Source organism: Pseudomonas machongensis (assembly GCF_034961125.1).
Lineage (GTDB): Bacteria > Pseudomonadota > Gammaproteobacteria > Pseudomonadales > Pseudomonadaceae > Aquipseudomonas > Aquipseudomonas machongensis.
Window position 1 is genome coordinate 1 of sequence record NZ_JAYFUI010000105.1, and the last position, 17,195, is coordinate 17,195.

Annotated in this window: 13 protein-coding genes; 11 read left to right on the forward strand and 2 right to left on the reverse strand. The window is 65.3% G+C overall.

Annotation, left to right across the window (positions count from 1 at the left end):
- The 5 genes from recB to VA602_RS11505 all read left to right on the forward strand — a co-directional run.
- On the forward strand, nt 1-3,200 hold a 3,200-nt coding region (recB, locus tag VA602_RS11485; RefSeq protein ID WP_323453254.1), incomplete at its 5' end, for an exodeoxyribonuclease V subunit beta.
- Nucleotides 3,197-5,272, forward strand: coding sequence for an exodeoxyribonuclease V subunit alpha (gene recD, locus VA602_RS11490; protein WP_323453255.1), 2,076 nt, complete (start codon nt 3,197-3,199; stop codon nt 5,270-5,272). The genes recB and recD, both read left to right, overlap by 4 nt.
- A 76-nt stretch (nt 5,273-5,348) precedes the next feature.
- The gene (locus tag VA602_RS11495; RefSeq protein WP_370671050.1) at nt 5,349-5,924 is read left to right on the forward strand and encodes a YfiR family protein; all 576 of its coding nucleotides are present in this window, start codon (nt 5,349-5,351) and stop codon (nt 5,922-5,924) included.
- Nucleotides 5,921-7,165, forward strand: a complete 1,245-nt coding sequence (locus VA602_RS11500) for a diguanylate cyclase domain-containing protein (RefSeq protein ID WP_153774156.1) — start codon at nt 5,921-5,923, stop codon at nt 7,163-7,165. The genes VA602_RS11495 and VA602_RS11500 overlap by 4 nt, the downstream gene beginning before the upstream one ends.
- A 63-nt stretch (nt 7,166-7,228) precedes the next feature.
- Nucleotides 7,229-7,696 (forward strand): OmpA family protein, encoded by a 468-nt coding sequence (locus VA602_RS11505; protein WP_323453262.1) that lies wholly within the window; start codon nt 7,229-7,231, stop codon nt 7,694-7,696.
- 32 nt (nt 7,697-7,728) lie between these two features.
- Here the strand turns inward: VA602_RS11505 and VA602_RS11510 are convergent, their stop codons facing one another.
- Nucleotides 7,729-8,679, reverse strand: a complete 951-nt coding sequence (locus VA602_RS11510) for a LysR family transcriptional regulator (protein ID WP_323453256.1) — start codon at nt 8,677-8,679, stop codon at nt 7,729-7,731.
- Between the two features lie 131 nt (nt 8,680-8,810).
- Here VA602_RS11510 and VA602_RS11515 point away from each other — a divergent pair, with 131 nt between their 5' ends.
- On the forward strand, nt 8,811-10,334 hold the full coding sequence (locus VA602_RS11515; protein WP_323453257.1) for a CoA-acylating methylmalonate-semialdehyde dehydrogenase: 1,524 nt from the start codon (nt 8,811-8,813) through the stop codon (nt 10,332-10,334).
- 10 nt (nt 10,335-10,344) lie between these two features.
- Entirely contained in the window at nt 10,345-11,232 is an 888-nt protein-coding gene (gene mmsB / locus VA602_RS11520) for a 3-hydroxyisobutyrate dehydrogenase (protein WP_054894279.1), read from the forward strand.
- Between the two features lie 103 nt (nt 11,233-11,335).
- Here the strand turns inward: mmsB and VA602_RS11525 are convergent, their stop codons facing one another.
- Nucleotides 11,336-12,019 (reverse strand): FadR/GntR family transcriptional regulator, encoded by a 684-nt coding sequence (locus tag VA602_RS11525; RefSeq protein ID WP_197893270.1) that lies wholly within the window; start codon nt 12,017-12,019, stop codon nt 11,336-11,338.
- Nucleotides 12,020-12,361: 342 nt separating this feature from the next.
- Between VA602_RS11525 and VA602_RS11530 the strand changes: the two genes are divergently transcribed.
- From VA602_RS11530 to VA602_RS11545, 4 genes are all read left to right on the forward strand, one after another.
- A complete protein-coding gene (locus VA602_RS11530) occupies nt 12,362-13,714 on the forward strand; it encodes an MFS transporter (RefSeq protein ID WP_323453258.1) in 1,353 nt (450 codons plus the stop codon).
- Between the two features lie 20 nt (nt 13,715-13,734).
- Nucleotides 13,735-15,084 carry a glucarate dehydratase gene (gene gudD / locus VA602_RS11535; protein ID WP_323453259.1) on the forward strand — a complete coding sequence of 450 codons (1,350 nt, stop codon included), beginning with the start codon at nt 13,735-13,737 and terminating at the stop codon, nt 15,082-15,084.
- Between the two features lie 308 nt (nt 15,085-15,392).
- On the forward strand, nt 15,393-16,784 hold the full coding sequence (gene gabP / locus VA602_RS11540; RefSeq protein ID WP_323453260.1) for a GABA permease: 1,392 nt from the start codon (nt 15,393-15,395) through the stop codon (nt 16,782-16,784).
- A 148-nt stretch (nt 16,785-16,932) separates the two neighbouring features.
- Nucleotides 16,933-17,195, forward strand: a 263-nt coding sequence (locus VA602_RS11545; protein WP_323453261.1) for a DUF1016 N-terminal domain-containing protein, incomplete at its 3' end; no start/stop codon positions are given.

Here is a 17,195-nt window from a genome sequence, read left to right on the forward strand (position 1 = left end):
TGCTCGGCCAGGTCATGCGCGATTACTGGCGGCGCTTCTGCTACGGCATGCAGGGCGAAGCGCTGGCCTGGGTGCGCAGCCATTGGGTGAGCCCGGACGCGTTGCTGCCGCGCATCCGTCCGCTGTTCGGCCGTGTCAGCAGGGAAGACGACGGCGCCGATCCACAGGCGCTGATCGAATCCGCCCTGCAGCGACGCCAGGCGCAACTGGGCGCGCTCAAGGCTCCCTGGGCCCAGTGGGCCGACGAGTTGCACGAAATCTGCCGCGCGGCGGTGGCCGCCAAGCAGGCCGATGGCCGCAAGTTGCAGGCACGTTTTTTCGACCCCTGGTTTGACAAGCTGCGCGCCTGGGCGGGTGACGAGCAGGCCATGGAACTCGACCTGGGCACCGGTTTCACTCGCCTCACACCTGCAGGCATGGCCGAGGCCTGGAAATCGGGCGAGCCGCCGGACCACCCTGCATTGCACGCCATGGAGGCACTGCGCGAAGCGTTGCAGGGGCTGCCCGGCCCCGATTCGGCGGTGCTGGAACATGCTGCCGCGTGGGTGGCGGCACGTTTCGAAGTGGAGAAGCGCCGGCGCGCCGAAATGGGCTTCGACGATATGCTGTTGCGCCTCGAGCAAGCGCTGCGTAGCGAGGCCGGCGAACGCCTGGCCGGGCTGATCCGCGAGCAGTTCCCGGTGGCCTTGATCGACGAGTTCCAGGACACCGACCCGGTGCAGTACGGCATCTTCGAGCGCATCTACCGGATCGCCGAAAACCGCCCGGAAACCGGCCTGTTCATGATCGGCGATCCCAAGCAGGCGATCTACGCCTTCCGCGGCGCCGATATCTTCACCTACCTCGGCGCCCGCCGTGCCACGGCTGGGCGCCTGCACAGCCTGGACACCAACTACCGCTCCAGCCAGGCCATGGTCGAGGCGGTCAACCGCGTGTTCCTGCTGGCCGAGCAACGCCCCGAAGGCAAGGGGGCGTTCCTGTTCCGCGAGGCCAACGACAACCCGCTGCCGTTCATCGAAGTTCATGCCAAGGGCCGCAGCGAGCGTCTGCTGATCGACGGCCAGCCCTGCGCCGCCCTGCATTGCTGGCAGTTGCACAGTGACGAGCCGGTTGCCAACACACTGTATCGTCAGCAACTGGCCGCCAGCTGCGCCAGCCACATCGTTGCCCTGCTCAACGGTGGCCAACGAGGTGTGACGGGGTTTGCCAACGCTCAGGGCGAAGTGCGCGGCTGCCTGCCTTCGGACATCGCCATCCTGGTGCGCGACGGTCGCGAGGCGCAGTTGGTCCGTGCCGAGCTGGCTGCCCGTGGGGTACGCAGTGTCTATCTGTCGGACAAGGATTCGGTCTTTGCTGCCCAGGAAGCCCACGACCTGCTGGCCTGGCTCAAGGCCTGCGCCGAGCCTGATGCCGAGCGCCTGCTCAAGGCCGCTCTGGCCAGCCTGACGCTGGACTTGCCGTTGCTCGAACTGGAGCGGCTTAACCAGGACGAGCGGGTCTGGGAAGACTGGGTGATGCGTTTTCGTCTGTACCGCGACACCTGGCAGCGCCAGGGCGTGCTGCCCATGCTGCGCCGCCTGCTGCATGACTTCCAGCTGCCACGCACGTTGATCGCTCGCACCGACGGTGAACGTGTGCTGACCAACCTGCTGCACCTGGCCGAACTGCTGCAACAGGCGGCCGGCGAGCTGGATGGCGAGCAGGCCCTGATCCGTCACCTGGCCGAGCACCTGGCCAACGCCGGGCAGGCCGGTGAAGAGCAGATCCTGCGCCTGGAGAGCGACGAGCAACTGGTCAAGGTCGTGACCATCCACAAATCCAAGGGCCTGGAGTACCCGCTGGTCTATCTGCCGTTCATCTGCACCAGCAAACCGGTGGATGGCCAGCGCCTGCCATTGGCCTGGCACGACGAGGATGGCCAGGTGCTGCTGACGCTCACCCCCACCGACGAGCAGATCGCCCTGGCCGACGATGAGCGTCTGGCCGAAGACTTGCGCCTGCTCTACGTGGCCCTGACCCGCGCCCAACATGCCTGCTGGCTGGGTGTTGCCGACCTCAAGCGCGGCAGCCAGAAAACCTCGCAACTGCACCGCTCGGGCCTGGGTTACCTGCTGGGTGGGGGCGCCCCGCTGGCGGATTCCGGGCAATTGGCCGACTGGCTGCAGGCACTGTGCGCCGAGGGCGCGCCCATTGCCTGCGCACCGCTGCCCGAGGCTGACGAACAATGCTATCGCGCGCCGCAGGACGGCGCCGAACGCCTGCCTGCACGCAAGCCGCGCCGCGCCGCGGCAGAGCAGTGGTGGATCGCCTCCTACAGCGCCTTGCGTGTTGGCGACCAGAGTCTCGGCGCCGACAGCTCCCAGGCCCAGCAATTGCTCGACGACGAGAACGTCGATGCACAGCGGCTGCGTGAAGTCCCGGCGGAAAACGGCGATATCCACCGCTTCCCTCGCGGGCCGAACCCCGGCACCTTCCTTCACGGCCTGCTCGAGTGGGCCGGGCGTGAAGGGTTTGCCGACGTGGTCAGCCAGCCTGCGTTGATCGAACGCACTGTCGGCCAACGCTGCAAGCGCCGCGACTGGACCGGCTGGATCCCGACCCTGGTGCCCTGGCTGCAGCAGTTGCTGACCCAGGCCATGCCGCTGTCGCCGGATGGCCCGGTCCTGACCCTGGCGCAGCTTCAGCAGTACCAGATCGAGATGGAGTTCTGGTTCGCCAGCCATCAGGTCGACGTGCTGCGCCTCGATCAGCTCGTCGTCCGCCACACCCACGGTGGCGCCGCGCGACCGGCAGCGCTGGCGACCCAGCTCAATGGCATGTTCAAGGGCTTCATCGACCTGGCGTTCGAGCTGGACGGGCGCTACTACGTGGCCGACTACAAGTCCAACTGGCTCGGCCCCGATGGCAGCGCCTACAGTGCCCTGGCCATGGAACAGGCGATCCTCGACCACCGCTACGACTTGCAGTACGTGCTCTACCTGCTGGCCCTGCATCGCCAGTTGCGCGCACGGCTGCCCGACTACGATTACGACCGCCATGTGGGCGGTGCCCTGTTCATCTTCCTGCGCGGTATCGGCAGCGCCGGCCATGGCCTGTATTTCGCCCGGCCGCCACGTGAGCTGATCGAGCAGCTCGATGCGTTGTTTCGGGGCGCCTGTGCGCCCGAGCAGCAGGACCTGTTTGCCGGAGCCGCACCATGAGCCGCACCCTCGATGACCTGTTGCCGACACCGTTGCAGGCCGAGCACCTGGCGGCCCTTGCGCCGTTGAAACACAGCCAGGACCTGCTGGCCCTGCTCGACCGTTGGGTCGAACGCGGTTGGTTGCGTGCGCTGGACCGGGCATTCGTCAGCTTCCTCGAGGAGCGTGAGGCGGGCAGCGATCCCTTGCTGTTGCTGGCTGCGGCGCTGGCCAGTCACCAGTTGGGGCATGGGCATGTCTGCCTCGACCTCGAGCAGACCCTGGCCGAGCCCGATTTCGCCTTGTCGCTGCCGCCAGAGGGCGATGCGCTGGCGGGGCCGTTGCTGCTGCCGTCGCAGTTGCTTGCCACGCTCGAACCGAGCACCTGGCGCCAGCGCATCGCGGCCAGTCGGCTGGTGGCGTTGGGCGATGCCGAGGGCCAGGACGCGCGGCCCCTGGTACTCAGCGGCCAGCGGCTGTACCTGCGCCGTTACTGGAGCTATGAACGGCGTATCGACCGGTCGCTGCAGCAACGCATCGTGGCAGATGAGTCGATTCCCGCCGACCTGCCCGCGCGCCTGGAGCAGTTGTTCGAGGACGGCGCCCCGGCAGGTCAGGTGGACTGGCAGAAGCTCGCCTGTGCCTTGGCGACGCGTGCCGCGTTCAGCATCATCACCGGTGGCCCGGGTACCGGCAAGACCACCACGGTCGTACGCTTGCTGGCCTTGCTCCAAGGGCCGGCGGTGGAGCAGGGCAGGCCCTTGCGAATACGCCTGGCGGCACCCACCGGCAAGGCTGCTGCGCGCCTGACCGAATCCATCGGCCAACAGGTCGAGCGTTTGCGGGTCAGCGCCGAGGTGCGGGCGCAGATTCCTACCGAAGTGAGCACGGTACACCGCCTGCTGGGCAGTCGCCCCGGTTCGCGGCATTTTCGGCATCACGCCGGTAACCCACTGCCGCTGGACGTGCTGGTGGTCGATGAAGCGTCGATGATCGATCTGGAAATGATGGCCAACCTGCTTGATGCCTTGCCAGCGCAGGCTCGCCTGGTGCTGCTGGGCGACAAGGACCAATTGGCCTCGGTGGAGGCCGGCGCGGTGCTCGGCGACCTGTGTCGGTATGCCGAAGAGGGGCGTTACACGCCCGCCACCCAGGCCTGGCTCGAGCAGGTCGGCGGCCAATCGCTGCAGGGCAGCGGTCTGCAGCCAGGTGATGCGCAGCAGCATGCGCTGGCCCAGCAGGTGGTGATGTTGCGTTACTCCCGGCGTTTCGGCGAAGGCAGTGGCATTGGCCAGTTGGCGCGCCTGGTCAACCTGCAGCAGGCCCGCCAGGCGCGGGATCTGCTGAGCATGCCGCCTGAGGATGTGTTCGGCCTGTCCCTGCGCGGCGAGCATGACCGCGCCTTCGATCGCTTGCTGCTGGATGGCCTGGGTCGCGGTGAAGACGGCCCGCAGGGGTATCGCCACTATCTGCGCAGTATCGGTCGCCATCGGCCGGCGCCAGGCACCCCCGCCGATGCCCCGGCGTGGGAGCAATGGGCTGCCCTGGTGCTCAACAGCTTCGAAAGCTTCCAGCTGCTGTGCGCGGTGCGCAAAGGGCCCTGGGGGGTGGAAGGGCTGAACGAGCGTGTGGCGCGGGTGCTGCACAACGCTGGGCTGATCGACACCCGCCAGCCCTGGTACGAGGGCCGTCCGGTGCTGGTCACCCGCAATGACTACGGCCTCGGCCTGATGAACGGTGATATCGGCATCGCCCTGCGCCTGCCCGACGAGAATGGCGAGCCATTGCTGAGGGTCGCCTTCCCGCGCAACGACGGCTCGGGCGGGGTGCGCTTCGTGTTGCCCAGTCGGCTCAATGAAGTGGAAACGGTGTTCGCCATGACCGTACACAAGTCCCAGGGCTCGGAGTTCAGCCATACCGCGCTGGTGTTGCCCGATGCGCTCAATCCCGTGCTGACCAAGGAGCTGGTGTACACCGGCATCACCCGTGCCAAGCACTGCTTCAGCCTGGTGGAACCACGGGCGGGCGTCTTTGAGGAGGCTGTCGAGCGCAAGGTGCGTCGGATTTCTGGCCTAATGCTCGACCAAGGGTGATATTCGTCAATACCTTGGCACTGCGGCATTGTGCTATCGTGCGGCTTATCTGAATCTAATTTGAGAGATTTCCCACATGACAGTGGTTGTCTCGCCCAGGGGGCGAGTGACGGGCTGTGTGCTTTCGCTAGTGATTGCCGCCCTGTCGCTGTTCGCCTCACCTGCCTGGGCGGACCTCCCTGCCACTGCAGCCCAGGTGCAGCAACGCGCCAAAGCGGTGACCCAGGTCGTGCTGGGTATCTTCAGCTATGCCCGCTGGCCTGCTGATCCTTCGCCGCTGCGCCTGTGCCTGGTCGGCCCCACCGAATATGCCGACGACCTGATCAAGGGCAATGTGCAGAATGCCGGCCAGCCCCTGCAGGTGCGTCGCCTGCTGGCCGACGATTCGGGCGTTTCCGGCGCCTGCGACGCGGTGTACATCGGCAAGCTCGACGCCGGCCAGCGTGACCGCCTGTTTCAGGCCCTGGTCGGGCATCCGGTCCTGAGCATCAGCGAGGCCGATGACTCGTGCACCGTCGGCAGCCTGTTCTGCCTGCACGTCGATGACGAACAGGTCAGCTTCGATGTGAACCTCGACTCGGTGGCGCGCAGTGGCGTGCGCATCCACCCCAGCGTGCTGCAATTGTCGCGGCGCAGGGCGGCGCAACCATGAAACTCACCGGCAAGCGCAGGAAGCGGCCGACCTTGCGGTCGGTGCTGGGGCGAGGGCACCTGGGTGTCGCGCTGATCGCCGTCGGACTCGTGGGCGTGTCCCTGACCGTGCTCGGGGTAGCGGCATTGCGCGTCTATGCCAATCACAACCTGCACCTGATCGCTCGCTCGATCAGTTATACCGTGGAGGCGGCGGTGGTGTTCGACGACAGCGGGGCGGCCAGTGAAGCCCTGGCGGTGATTGCCGCCACCGAAGAGGTGGCAGATGCCAAGGTCTTCGACAGCCAGGGGGAGCTGCTGGCGCACTGGCAACGCGATGACACGGGCTTGCTGGCACCACTGCAGCGCCAGGTGGCCAAGGCCTTGTTGGGCGAGGCCATCCACCTGCCGATCGTCCGTCAGCAGCGCACGGTCGGGCACATCGAGCTGCTGGGCCAGGGCGGCAGCCTGCTGCGTTTCCTGCTCAGCGGCCTGGCGGGCATCCTCTTTTGCAGCTTGCTCAGCGCCGCAGTCGCCATCCACCTGTCGCGCCGGCTGTTCGGCGATATCGTCCGTCCTCTGCGGGGCCTGGCCAGCGTCGCTCATGCGGCGCGGCGCGAGCGCAGCTTCGACCGGCGCGTGCCCGAGGCTCGGATTGCCGAGCTCAATGAGCTGGGCAACGACTTCAACGCCCTGCTCGACGAGCTGGAGGTCTGGCAGAGCCACTTGCAGAGCGAGAATGAGACCCTCGCGCACCAGGCCAGCCATGACAGCCTCACCGGCCTGCCCAATCGCGCCTTCTTCGAAGGGCGCCTCAACCGTTGCCTGCGCAACGCCGCCCGGCAGCAGGACCATCTGGCGCTGCTGTTCCTCGACAGTGACCACTTCAAGCAAATCAACGACAACCTTGGCCATGCCGTTGGCGACGAGGTGCTGATCAATATCGCCAGCCGCGTGCGTGCGCAGTTGCGCGAGCACGACCTGGTGGCGCGCCTTGGCGGTGACGAATTCGCGGTACTGCTGACCCCCCTTCATTCGCGCGAGGATGCCCAGCGCATCGCCGAGAAGATCGTCGCCAGCATGAGGCTGCCGATCCTGCTGGACGATGGCCAGCGCGTCAGCACCTCGCTGAGTGTCGGTATCGCCTATTACCCAGACGATGGCCAGGATTCGGCCAGTCTGCTCAATGCCGCCGATGCGGCGATGTACCAGGCCAAGCGCAATCGGCGCGGCCATTGGCAAGTGGCCCAGACGGAACGCTGAGCCAAGGATATGAACAACAGGAGCTGAACCGTGAAACACCCCGTTTCCCTACTGCGTTTTTCCATGCTGGCCATGTTGCTGGCGGTATTGGCCTTGACCGGTTGCCAGACCGTACCGCCCAGCGGGCTGACCCCTGAACAGATTGCCGTGCTCAAACGCGAAGGGTTTACCCCAAGCGACGAGGGCTGGGCGTTCGACCTGTCGGGCAAGGTGCTGTTCGGCAGTGACCTGGACGGGCTCAACGGCCAGAGTCAGGCGATTGTCGAGCGGATCGGCAAGGCGTTGCTGTCGGTGGGCATCGAGCGTGTGCGCGTCGACGGCCATGCCGATGCCTCGGGCAAGGCGGCCTATAACCAGCAGCTCTCCGAGCGCCGGGCCCAGAGTGTGGCCAAGGCGTTGATCAACGTCGGCATGCCGCCGCGCAACATCGAGACGCGCGGGCTGGGCAGCAGTCAGCCGGTGGCGGACAACCGCACCAGTGCCGGGCGCACCGAGAACCGGCGGGTGTCGATCGTGGTGGCGTCGAACTGAGGAATGGGGGAAGGGCAGCGGTGCCATCCGCCTCAATCCTGCGCAAACACCATGTCCCGCGTCTGCCCCATCAACAGCGGCGCATTCGCCTCGGTCACATCGCGGATGTAATCCCACAGCAGGGTGATCCGCTTCAACTTGCGCAGGTCCTCCCGGCAGTACATCCAGAACTGCCGCGTCACCTCCACCTCTTGCGGTAGCACCGTCACCAGCCGTTCGTCCTGGGCCGCCAGGAAGCAGGGCAGGATCGCCAGCCCGCGCCCCTGCAGGGCAGCGGTGTACTGCGCGATCACGCTGGTGCTGCGCAGGTGGGCGCTGGCGTTGGGGATGAGGTTGGCCAGGTACAGCAGCTCGGAACTGAATGCCAGGTCGTCCACGTAGCTGATGAACGGATGGCGCACCAGGTCGGCGACCTGGCGGATCGGTTCGTGGTGGTCGAGGTACTCACGGGTCGCATAGAGGCGCAGGCGGTAGTCGCACAGCTTGCAGCACACGTAGGGCCCATGCTCGGGGCGCTCCAGGGCGATGACGATGTCAGCTTCGCGCTTGGACAGGCTGATGAAGTGCGGCAGCGGCAGAATGTCCACCGAGATCGCCGGCCAGGTGTCGACGAAGCGGCTCAACTGTGGGGTGACGAAGAAGCTGCCGAAGCCCTCGGTGCACCCCATGCGTATGTGCCCCGACAGCGCAACGCCCGAGCCCGACACCTGCTCGCAGGCCATGTGCAGGGTGCTTTCGATCGACTCGGCATAGCCCAGCAGGCGCTGGCCTTCGGCGGTGAGCACGAAACCGTTGGTTCGCGATTTCTCGAACAGCAAGGTACCCATCGCCCCTTCCAGCGAGCTGATGCGCCGCGACACCGTGGTGTAGTCCACGGCCAGGCGTTTGGCTGCACTGCTGGCCTTGCGGGTGCGCGCTACCTCAAGAAAGAACTTGAGGTCGTCCCAGTTCAGCGCGCTGAGGGAGGTCAGGTCTTTTTGCATGTTGATCCGGTTTTTTTGTGCATTCTTGTTGGATGTTTGCACATCTATACTCGAACTCAGCCCCTGCACGCCACCCCGTTCGCTGCGGCGTAGGCGTCTTCGTTCCGACAATAATTCCAAGGAGAGCGCAGATGAACGCACCCCACACGCCCCACACCCAGGTCGAGCAGGTCAAGCTGCTGATCGACGGCCAATGGGTCGAGTCCAAGACCACCGAATGGCGCGACATCGTCAACCCGGCCACCCAGCAGGTACTGGCGCGCGTTCCTTTCGCCACCACCGAGGAAGTCGCCGCGGCTGTCGCTGCTGGCGAACGAGCCTTCAAGACCTGGCGTGACACGCCGATCGGCGCGCGCATGCGCATCATGCTCAAGTTGCAGGGGTTGATCCGCGAGCACAGCAAGCGCATCGCCGCGACCCTGAGCGCCGAGCAAGGCAAGACCCTGGCCGATGCCGAGGGCGATATCTTCCGTGGCCTGGAAGTGGTCGAGCATGCCGCGTCCATCGGCACCCTGCAGATGGGCGAGTTCGCCGAGAACGTCGCCGGGGGCGTCGACACCTACACCCTGCGCCAGCCCATCGGCGTGTGCGCCGGCATCACCCCGTTCAACTTCCCGGCGATGATCCCGCTGTGGATGTTCCCGATGGCCATCGTCTGTGGCAACACCTTCGTGCTCAAGCCCTCCGAGCAGGACCCGCTGTCGACCATGATGCTGGTCGAGCTGGCGCTCGAAGCCGGCGTGCCGGCCGGTGTGCTCAACGTGGTGCACGGCGGCAAGCAGGTGGTCGATGCGATCTGCACCCACCCGGACATCAAGGCGATCTCCTTTGTCGGCTCCACCGAGGTGGGCACCCATGTCTACAACCTGGGCAGCCAGCACGGCAAGCGCGTGCAGTCGATGATGGGCGCCAAGAACCACGCCGTGGTGCTGCCTGACGCCAACCGCACCCAGACCATCAACGCGTTGGTCGGCGCGGCCTTCGGTGCGGCAGGCCAGCGTTGCATGGCCACGTCGGTGGCGGTGCTGGTGGGCAAGGCGCGTGAATGGCTGCCGGATATCAAGGCGGCGGCAAGCAAGCTCAAGGTCAATGCCGGCAGCGAGCCGGGCACCGATGTCGGTCCGGTGGTTTCCAAGCGCGCCAAGGAGCGTGTGCTGGGGCTGATCGAAAGCGGCATCAAGGAAGGCGCCAAGCTCGAGCTGGATGGCCGCGACGTGAAGGTGCCGGGGTACGAGCAGGGCAACTTCGTCGGCCCGACCCTGTTCTCCGGGGTGAAGACCGACATGCAGATCTACACCCAGGAAATTTTCGGCCCGGTGCTGGTCACCCTCGAGGTCGATACCCTCGACGAGGCCATCGCCCTGGTCAACGCCAACCCGTTCGGCAATGGCACCGGCCTGTTCACCCAGAGCGGCGCGGCAGCGCGCAAGTTCCAGAGCGAGATCGACATCGGCCAGGTCGGCATCAACATCCCGATTCCGGTGCCGGTGCCGTTCTTCAGCTTCACCGGTTCGCGCGGCTCCAAGCTCGGCGACCTCGGCCCGTACGGCAAGCAGGTGGTGCAGTTCTACACTCAGACCAAGACCGTCACCGCCCGCTGGTTCGACGACGACAGCGTCAATGACGGTGTGAACACCACCATCAGCCTGCGCTAAGGAGACTGCCATGCGCATTGCATTCATCGGTCTGGGCAACATGGGCGCGCCCATGGCCCGCAACCTGATCAAGGCCGGGCATCAGCTCAATCTGTTCGACCTGAACAAGACCGTGCTGGCCGAGCTCGCCGAACTGGGCGGGCAGATCAGCACCTCGCCCAAGGATGCCGCCGCCAACAGCGAGCTGGTGATCACCATGCTGCCGGCCGCGGCCCATGTGCGCGGCGTGTACCTGAACGAGGACGGCGTGCTCGCCGGCATCCGCCCCGGCACGCCGGCGGTGGACTGTAGCACCATCGACCCGCAGACCGCCCGGGACGTGTCCAAGGCCGCGGCGGCCAAGGGCATCGACCTGGGTGATGCGCCGGTGTCCGGTGGCACCGGCGGCGCGGCGGCCGGCACCCTGACCTTCATGGTCGGCGCCAGCCCCGAACTGTTCGCCACGCTCAAGCCGGTGCTCGAACAGATGGGGCGCAACATCGTGCACTGCGGTGAGGTTGGCACTGGGCAGATCGCCAAGATCTGCAACAACCTGCTGCTGGGCATCTCGATGATCGGCGTGTCCGAGGCGATGGCCCTGGGCAACGCGCTGGGGATCGACACCCAGGTGCTGGCCGGCATCATCAACAGCTCGACGGGCCGTTGCTGGAGTTCGGATACCTACAACCCCTGGCCGGGCGTGATCGAGACCGCCCCGGCATCGCGCGGTTACACCGGTGGTTTCGGTGCGGAACTGATGCTCAAGGACCTGGGCCTGGCGACCGAGGCCGCGCGCCAGGCGCACCAGCCGGTGATCCTCGGCGCTGTGGCGCAGCAGCTGTACCAGGCCATGAGCTTGCGAGGCGAGGGCGGCAAGGATTTCTCGGCGATCGTCGAGGGGTATCGCAAGAAGGATTGATACGCGAGTGGGCTTGATCGCGGGCTGGATGGCCTTTCCCCTGTAACTGCGCACCAGGGGGAGGGCGCCGGTTCCGCGATTTTTTTTGCCCGCTGCACGCGGCTCAGTCGGGTAGCAGGCGATCGCGGCTGTTGGACAAGTGCAGGCAGATCGCCGCTCTGGCCGCTTCCGGGTCCTGTCGGCGGATGGCGTTGAGAATCGCCTCGTGCTCCAGGTTGGCCAGATAGGCATGCCCCGCCAGGTTGGCCCCGGCGCGCTCGGCCTGGGCCATGCGCTTGCGCGGGATCAGGCCATCACCCAGTTGCGCCATCATCTCGCTGAAATACAGGTTGCCGGTGGCCTCGGCGATCAGCAGGTGGAAGCGCCGGTCGGCTTCGATGCAGCTGTCACCGGCGGCGGCCAGGTCCTGGTAGTCGTCCAGGGCCTGGCGCATCTGCGCCAGTTGCCGGTCGTTGCGGCGCAGGGCTGCCAGCGCGGCGGCCTGGCCCTCCAGGCCGATGCGCAGCTCCAGCAGGTCGCGCACGCTGGCCGCGTTCTCGGGGCCTACGCGCAGGCCGGAACGGGCCTGGCGTTCGATGACGAACGTACCGATCCCGTGACGTGCCTGCACCAGGCCCGCAGCCTGCAGCTTCGACAGCGCCTCGCGGACCACGGTGCGACTGACGCCATACTCGCGCACCAAGGTGTTTTCTGAGGGCAGCTTGTCGCCCGGCTTGAAAGTGCCCAGCAGCAATTGCTGGGTGAGGCTCGAGACCAGGTCGTGGGCGCGGCTGTGGGAGCGGGGCATGGGATGGGCTCGAAGGTAGTACCTGTGGGAGCGGCGGCTCGCCGCTGCGACGTGTTCAGCGAAAGGACTCGGCTGAACGCCCTCACATTACTTGTATGACAAGTTATCCACAAAGATTTTTTTCATCCTGAAATTCACCCTCCCATTGCCTTGGGTAATCGACCTGATAAAAGCATTTAGCCGATTTTTACCCGTTTAAACGCTTGTATTTTGCTTTTTTCGCTCAATTTTCAACTTGTCGTACAACTCCGTCGGGAATATGCTCATTTCCACCTGGATGTCAGACAACTGCCTCGTCTACCACCAGCACCCTCAATAAAAACAATGACTGGGAGATATCCCGTGAACGACACCCCCCCTGCGTCTGCCTTGCCCGGCGGCGATGCGCTGGCCAGCGCCGTGGCCAAGGTCAAGCGCCATGTCCTGCCGCTGTTCGTCATCATGTTCGTGGTCAACTACCTGGACCGCGTCAATATCGGCTTCGTCCGCCCACACCTTGAAAGCGACCTGGGCATCAGCGCCGCCGCCTATGGTTTCGGTGCCGGTCTGTTCTTCATCGGCTATGCGTTGTTCGAGGTGCCGTCGAACATGCTGCTGCAACGGGTTGGGGCCCGTCTATGGCTGACCCGCATCATGTTCACCTGGGGCCTGGTCGCCACCGCCATGGCCTTCGTGCAGAACGAAACCCAGTTCTACGTGCTGCGTTTTCTGCTCGGGGTCGCCGAAGCCGGCTTCTTCCCCGGAGTGATCTACTACTTCACCCGCTGGCTGCCCGCCGCTGAACGTGGCAAGGCGATCGCCATCTTTCTCAGCGGCTCGGCCCTGGCCTCGCTGATCTCCGGGCCACTGGCCGGCGCGCTGATGCAGATCCAGGGCATGGGCCTGCACGGCTGGCAATGGATGCTGTTCATCGAGGGCATGGCCTCGGTGATCCTGTGCTTCTTCGTGTTCTTCTGGCTCGACTCCCGCCCGCAGGATGCCAAGTGGCTGAGCCAGGCCGAGCAGCATGCGCTGGTCGAAGCCATCGACCGCGAGCAGCGCGAGCGAGAGGCGGGCGGGGTGATCAAGACCTCGGCCTGGCGCCTGCTCAAGGACCGCCAGATCCTGCTGTTCTGCCTGATCTACTTCTGCATCCAGTTGACCATCTACGCCGCGACCTTTTGGCTGCCGAGCATCATCAAGCGCATGGGCGAGCTGAACGACTTGCAGGTCGGCTTCTTCAACTCGATCCCCTGGCTGATCTCGATCCTGGCGATGTACGCGTTCGCCGCCGGGGCCGCACGATGGAGATTCCAGCAGGCCTGGGTCGCCGCCGCGCTGGTGGTGGCCGCCATCGGCATGTTCATGTCGACCACGGGCGGGCCGGTGTTCGCCTTCGTTTCGGTGTGCTTCGCCGCCATCGGCTTCAAGGCCGCCTCGTCGCTGTTCTGGCCGATTCCGCAGGGGTACCTGGATGCGCGCATCGCTGCGGCGGTGATCGCACTGATCAACTCGGTGGGCAACCTTGGCGGCTTCGTTGCGCCCACTACCTTCGGCCTGCTCGAGCAGCAGACTGGCTCGATCCAGGGCGGGCTGTATGGCCTGGCGGTGACCTCGGTGCTGGCCGCCATCGCCGTGTTCTTCGTCCGCACCCGTGCCAAGGGTGCCCCTATCCCTGACCTCAAGGCTCCATCGGCCTTGGGCCAATCCCATTGAACGCCTGCCAGACAAGGACAATGACCATGCAGACGACACCTCACTCCTCGACCCCGGTCGTCACCGACCTGCGCGTGATCCCGGTGGCCGGCCACGACAGCATGCTGCTCAACCTGAGCGGCGCCCACGGCCCGTTTTTCACCCGCAACATCGTGGTACTGCGCGACAGCGCCGGCAACACGGGCCTGGGCGAAGTGCCTGGCGGCGAGAACATCCGCCAGACCCTCGAAGACAGCCGCAGCCTGGTGGTCGGCCAGCCGATCGGCCATTACCAGCGCGTGCTCAATGCCATGCGCCAGACCTTCGCCAACCGCGATGCTGGCGGGCGCGGGCTGCAGACCTTCGACCTGCGTATCACCGTGCATGCAGTGACCGCCATCGAGTCGGCCCTGCTCGACCTGCTCGGCCAGCACCTGAATGTGCCGATGGCAGCGCTGCTAGGTGAAGGCCAGCAGCGCGAGTCGGTGAAGATGCTCGGCTACCTGTTCTACATCGGCGATCGCACCCGCACCGACCTGGCCTACCGCAACGAAGCCGAGGCCGACGACGCTTGGCTGCGCTTGCGCCACGAGCAAGCCCTGACGCCCGAGGCGGTGGTGCGCCTGGCCGAGGCCGCCAAGGCCCGTTACGGTTTCAACGACTTCAAGCTCAAGGGTGGCGTGCTGCGTGGCGAGGAGGAGATGGAGGCTGTCACTGCGCTGGCCGAGCGTTTCCCCGAAGCGCGCATCACCCTCGACCCCAACGGTGCCTGGTCGTTGAAGGAGGCCATTGCCCTGTGCCGCGACAAGCACGATGTGCTGGCCTACGCCGAGGATCCGTGCGGCGCGGAGAATGGTTATTCCGGCCGCGAAGTGATGGCTGAGTTCCGCCGCGCCACCGGCCTGCCCACCGCCACCAACATGATCGCCACCGACTGGCGGCAGATGGGCCACGCTATCCAGTCGCAGTCGGTGGACATCCCGTTGGCCGACCCGCATTTCTGGACCTTGCAGGGCTCGGTGCGGGTGGCGCAGATGTGCCATGACTGGGGCCTGACCTGGGGGTCGCACTCCAACAACCACTTCGATATTTCGCTGGCCATGTTCACCCAGGCGGCGGCTGCCGCGCCGGGCGAGATCACCGCCATCGACACCCACTGGATCTGGCAGGACGGCCAGCGTCTGACCCGCGAGCCGCTGCGTATCGTCGACGGCCATGTACGGGTGCCGACGCGGCCGGGGTTGGGCGTCGAACTGGATGAAGACCAACTGATGAAGGCCCATGAGTGCTACCGCAACATGGGCCTGGGCGCCCGGGATGACAGCGTGGCGATGCAGTTCCTGGTGCCGGGGTGGACCTTCGACAACAAACGGCCTTGCCTGGTGCGTTGAGGCGATTGACCCGCTCCTGTCCAGGAGCGGGTTTGCCCGCGAAAAGGCACTCGCGGTGCATCGCATCGATTTGACCCGCCTTCGCAAGTCCCGGTGTCGTGATCGAACAGCTTCATGGCGCGCTGGAACAATTTGCCCTGCACCCGCGCTGTTTGAATGAAGCCGATCTCGACGCCGCCGCTCGCCCAACCCGTGAACAACGTCAATAAAATCACTTGAGCCGCGTGCAACTCATTGTCCAGAAAGGAGATAGTTTTCGCCTACGCCTGCCCGTCCTTCCTTGTGTCAGCAAAAAGAGAACAAGATCAATGAACACCGTGGGAACTGATGGCAACCTTGCACAAGGTTTCAAGCCACGTCATGTAACGATGTTGTCCATCGCCGGCATCATCGGTGCAGGACTTTTCGTCGGCTCCGGACACGCCATCGCGGCTGCCGGGCCCGCCACCATCCTCTCCTATTTCGTCGCCGGCACGCTGGTCGTGCTGGTCATGCGCATGCTCGGCGAAATGGCCGTCGCCCATCCCGACACCGGATCGTTTTCCACCTACGCCGACCAGGCCATCGGCCGTTGGGCCGGCTACACCATCGGCTGGTTGTACTGGTGGTTCTGGGTGCTGGTCATTCCCATCGAAGCGTTGGCCGCAGGCCATGTGCTCAACGCCTGGTTCCCGCAGGTCGATAGCTGGATCTTTGCCCTCGCATCGGTATTGCTGCTGGCCTGCACCAACCTGTTCAGCGTGGCCAAGTACGGCGAGTTCGAGTTCTGGTTCGCGATCCTCAAAGTCACGGCGATCCTGGGCTTCATCGGCCTGGGTTTCGCCGCGCTGGTGGGGTGGTTGCCCAACCGTGAAGTCAGTGGCCTGAGCACCCTGATGAGCGAGCACGGCGGCTTCGCGCCCAAGGGCTGGTCGGCGGTGATCGGCGCCTTCATCACCGTGATGTTCAGCTTCATCGGTACGGAAGCGGTGACCATCGCCGCCTCCGAATCCAACGACCCTGCGCGCAACATCGCCAAGGCCACCCGCTCGGTGATCTGGAGGATCAGCACCTTCTACATCCTGTCGATCTTCGTGATCATCTCTGTGGTGCCGTGGAACGATCCGCAGCTTGCGGTGGTGGGCTCGTACCAGCGGGCGTTGGAGATCATGAACATCCCCAACGCATCGTTCATGGTCGACCTGGTGGTGCTGATCGCCGTGACCAGTTGCATGAACTCGTCGATCTACATCGCCTCGCGCATGATGTTTTCGCTGGCCAAGCGCGGCGACGCCCCGGCCATGCTCAAGCGCACCTCGAAGGTTGGCGTGCCGCGTGCGGCGGTGTTCGGCAGCACGCTGATCGGGGCGGCCATCGCCATCCTCAACTACTTTGCCCCCAAGGGCGTGTTCGAGTTCCTGCTCGCCAGTTCTGGCGCTATCGCCCTATTGGTGTACCTGGTGATCGCCATCTCGCAACTGCGCATGCGCCGGCGCCTGGAGCGCGAGAGCACGGAACTGAAGTTCCGCATGTGGCTGTTCCCCTGGCTGACCTGGGGAGTGATCGTGTTCATCAGCTGCGCGCTGGCAGTGATGATGTATACCGAGGAGCACCGCGCGGAAGTCAGCGCCACGCTGAGCCTGGCAATCCTCATCTCGTTCCTCGGCATCGTCACCACGCGCGGGCATGACCGCAAGGTAGCGGTGCGCTCGATGGGCTAGGCAGGGCGCGTGTAACAGTTTATGACGAGGGGCGCTTTTACCAGGCGCCCCTCTGTCGTTTACCACAGCGACCTCGGAGCGGTCCGACATCTTTAGGATGCACCCCTGGATAGGCTTCCTGGCTTCGAATCATGCCAGGAGCCCTTCGATGAAAGACCCACAGCAACATGACGACGCAACCACCGCCACTCCCGCCAGGGAGGAGCGCTTCGATGAGGTCGTGACCCTCATCCACTCGGCACGACAACGTTGCATGCAAGCCGTGAATACGCAGCTCATCGAGCTGTATTGGCAGGTCGGTGCCTACATCAGTCGCAAGATCGAGAATGCCGAATGGGGCGACGCCGTGGTCAGCCAACTGGCCGCCCACCTAGCGCGCACGCAGCCAGGGTTGCGTGGGTTCACACGACC

Coding starts and splice junctions, on each gene's coding strand:
- gudD (WP_323453259.1), top strand. CDS start 13,735: ATGACCATGCAGACGACACCTCACTCCTCGACCCCGGTCGTCACCGAC.
- VA602_RS11500 (WP_153774156.1), top strand. CDS start 5,921: ATGAAACTCACCGGCAAGCGCAGGAAGCGGCCGACCTTGCGGTCGGTG.
- VA602_RS11505 (WP_323453262.1), top strand. CDS start 7,229: ATGCTGGCCATGTTGCTGGCGGTATTGGCCTTGACCGGTTGCCAGACC.
- recD (WP_323453255.1), top strand. CDS start 3,197: ATGAGCCGCACCCTCGATGACCTGTTGCCGACACCGTTGCAGGCCGAG.
- VA602_RS11510 (WP_323453256.1), bottom strand. CDS start 8,679: ATGCAAAAAGACCTGACCTCCCTCAGCGCGCTGAACTGGGACGACCTC.
- mmsB (WP_054894279.1), top strand. CDS start 10,345: ATGCGCATTGCATTCATCGGTCTGGGCAACATGGGCGCGCCCATGGCC.
- VA602_RS11495 (WP_370671050.1), top strand. CDS start 5,349: ATGACAGTGGTTGTCTCGCCCAGGGGGCGAGTGACGGGCTGTGTGCTT.
- VA602_RS11515 (WP_323453257.1), top strand. CDS start 8,811: ATGAACGCACCCCACACGCCCCACACCCAGGTCGAGCAGGTCAAGCTG.
- VA602_RS11525 (WP_197893270.1), bottom strand. CDS start 12,019: ATGCCCCGCTCCCACAGCCGCGCCCACGACCTGGTCTCGAGCCTCACC.
- gabP (WP_323453260.1), top strand. CDS start 15,393: ATGAACACCGTGGGAACTGATGGCAACCTTGCACAAGGTTTCAAGCCA.